The organism is Kaarinaea lacus (assembly GCF_975902315.1).
In genome coordinates this window covers 1-3,331 of the sequence record NZ_CDLKIE010000311.1, presented here as the reverse complement: position 1 = coordinate 3,331, position 3,331 = coordinate 1, and the positions used below count along the sequence as shown (strand labels likewise).

The following is a 3,331-nucleotide window of genomic DNA, read 5'->3' as shown; positions in this document are numbered from 1 at the left end:
ATCGTTGTGCAATAATTAAGCCATATGAATATTTTCAGTGGCTTACAAAAGCATCCTGGGATTTACTGAACGGTATGTAAACTATTTCGACAGTTTCCCGGAAATCGAATGACCGGCAAATGCTGGCGATTTAAAAGATGAATTAACTATTGTGGGAAATAGCAAGATACAAATTCTAGTAGCATTAGTTAATCCGCGTCAAAATCAGGGTAGCGTAAGTCGGCATTATCAAGTGATTTTTTGCGTTAATAGCCAGTGAGGCTAATTAAGTTTGATTGTGAAATTTGGCTGGTTTTTAAAGTTTTATATTATTGATGCTGCGATAAAAATCAATAATTTTAAGAAAAAAATAATAAATCAGGGGTAGGTATCAATGCGAACATTCGTTGTTGGTCGCAGCTATTTCAATGGAAATACATTTCACAGAGTTGTTTTGAGTATTTCGCTGCTGGTAGCGTTACCCGCCGATGCTAATGGCAACGAGCGATACTACGATAGCGACACGCAAACTCCAATTCAGATTCCTGGCACTGCTACACAAGCACCTGTATTGACAGGAATTCTTTTTGATATCCCGGTAAGAAACCTGATCTTTTCAGAAAAACGCATTATTAAAGTTCACTGGCACCTTTAATGACAAAATTAATGTGGCCATGGCTTTGCTGATTCTTGCTTGCGAAAAAATTATTGATGCAGTGCTAACAAAAAACCGGACAGAGAAGAATTACTTCAAACAATAATTAATACTAAAAAAGGAGCAATTATGCTTGATACTATCAGTCGTTCAATAATTCTAATCATATTATTATCCTCAGCCCTGGCGGGCTGTGGCGGTGGAGGCGGCGATAGCGCACCACCTCCACCACCAACTGTGACTACTATTACTGGCGTTGTTTCGGCACCAGCAACAACGGTAGCTCAATATAAACAACAAAATGTGATGTCGATGCTGGCATCTCTATTAATCTCCGACCTTCACGCAGCTATTACCGGTTTAACACCTGTTACAAATGCTACTGTCGAGTTAATTCGTATAAATGCCAGTGGCATTCAGGTAGGATCCGCGATTGCCACTGCTACTACAGATCCCACTACGGGTGAATACAGCCTTGACTATGATGGTACCCTTTCAGGCGATCTGGTTGTTCAAGTAACCGGTTCCAGTGGAGTTCCAATGCGTGCATTGGCAGTATCAGAAACAACAGATATTAATCCTGTCACTGAATATGTGACACAGCAAATTCTTGATTCAATTACTTCCAGCGGCGGATCAATCACCTTGTCATCCGTGACAGAAACATCTGTCGATGATTTAATCGCGTTTGTTGAATCACTCGATATTACTTTCACTGGTACGGAAACCGTCGAAGAAACCAGGACTGCTATTGATTCAGTAGCCGCAAACGAAATAGGCGACAAGGTAGTTGAAGGTTTATACACGGTTGTCCTGAATGGAAAGACAGCAAGCAGCGTGATAGCCACTAACTTCTGCACTGATGGCACGACGGGCGGCTGGGATTATACTTTCACTGCCACAGGCATGACCATGACTGGATCGGATTCATTTAGTTCCGATGGTGTTGGCAACTGTACCGTCGGCACAGAAGAAACCATGACTTTAACTCACGCAGAAATAGCAGCAATTGACGACATTCCGTTTAATTGTGGCAACGACCTTGTGTGTAACTTTAGTGATCTGAATAGAGTCATAACAGGTGTCGACGGTGATGGCAGAAATTTTACTTCGACCTATTCGCATGCGCCCGGCACGAACACCATTCTTTACGTGAAAAGTGCTTCCGATGGCTCCGTATTTACAGAAGTTATAACGCTCACTGGTGGAAATGGTGGTAGCGGTGGCAGCGGCACTGGGCCGGTAGCTGATACCAGCATCGTTGGCGCGTGGGACTTCGGTCACAATACGGTAAACATGCCGGGTATGGTTGTATTTTACGAGAATGGCTTTTACATCCATTATGAAGCTGACAACACCGGTGGATGCTCCGTTGGCGTTGAATATGGTACCTATACTTATGATGGAACAACACTAAACGCAACCCAAACTGTGGACAATAATGGCGATTGTGGTTTAACCGACACGCCTTTCAACGCTACAATCACCGGCGACACAATGAGTATAGATTCTGGACAGGCTACACTGACTCGCATTAATGGCGGTGCCGGCTCCATCGTCGGCGCCTGGGATGTTGGGGGAACTACATCTACGCCTATTGCTATAGTGTTCTATGACAATGGTTTCTATATTCACTGGCAGGACAATAGCACTGACCCAAACTGCTCTCCTGATGGAGGCGTAACCCCCGGCGGCGTCGAATATGGTACTTATACATATAATTCAGCTAATGCTGTTGCATTACAACCCAATAATATCCCTGTTGATGAAAACTTTGAATGTGGTCTGTCTCATGGCAGTGATATAACCAGTCTTTCAGTTGCTGGCGATGTGTTAACTATTACAGATGCCCAGGGAACGGATACAATCAACCGCTTGCAACCTGGCTCAACTCAGGTCAACAGCCTGGCTTGTAGCACTATTGGCGGACCTTACAGCTACACGGACTTCATGTCGGTGATTAACAGTTGTGGATCGTTCCCAATAATTGCTGCAGATATTATTGGCAAATCTTTTAACTTTGCCACTGCGCCGGAAGAGCAATATACTTTTAATGCTGATAACACTGGTGTGTTCACTAACGATGGTGGCACAACCAACTTTAACATCACCTGGTCCATTACCGCAGAAGGCTATCTGAACATTGGATACGACATTGCCGGCACGGGGACTACCGATCTCGTCGATCAATTTGTCGCTTATGCCGGTGATGCGGCTACTACGGGCCTGTATGTTAAGGCGTACACCGAAGGCGAAGATCCTTATTTCGGCGACATGGTGTTTGATAACACTAAAGATGGTGAGATCTTCGAGGAAGTTGTACTGGAAATGGGCGGTGGTTCAGCACCAAACTTAAGCTGTAACACTGAATCTGGCTGGGATCCTACTGCTGATGGTGGCCTTGGTGCACCCATCAATCCGCACAGTTTTGCCGAATTTCAAGCCGTCGTCGCAGCCTGTGGCACAGCAATGACAATTGACTACACACTAATTGCTGGTAACTCATTCTCTGCAACAGATGGTGAAGGTGAAACAACAGTATTTGACAGTGTAACTTCAGCGCCAACAGAGGCCGCACCAGGTACTGGGCAATTCTTTGACTCCATGGGAACTCCTCTTGAAACTTTCACATGGTATATAGAAAACGCTGGCAGTTATGACTACCTGGTTATGGTCGGTACATTTGGTACGACTACT

2 protein-coding genes are annotated in these 3,331 nt (G+C 44.6%); both read left to right on the top strand.

Annotated features, from left to right (window positions below; genetic code table 11):
* Positions 1–373 precede the first annotated feature (373 nt).
* Complete coding sequence (locus ACWVCM_RS09925) at positions 374–634, top strand: hypothetical protein (protein WP_455201588.1); 261 nt, start codon at positions 374–376, stop codon at positions 632–634.
* Between the two features lie 129 nt (positions 635–763).
* On the top strand, positions 764–3,331 hold a 2,568-nt coding region (locus tag ACWVCM_RS09920; protein WP_455201587.1), incomplete at its 3' end, for a hypothetical protein.

Bases quoted from the DNA above. Each gene is read 5' to 3' on its own strand.
- ACWVCM_RS09925 (WP_455201588.1), top strand. From the start codon at position 374: ATGCGAACATTCGTTGTTGGTCGCAGCTATTTCAATGGAAATACATTT.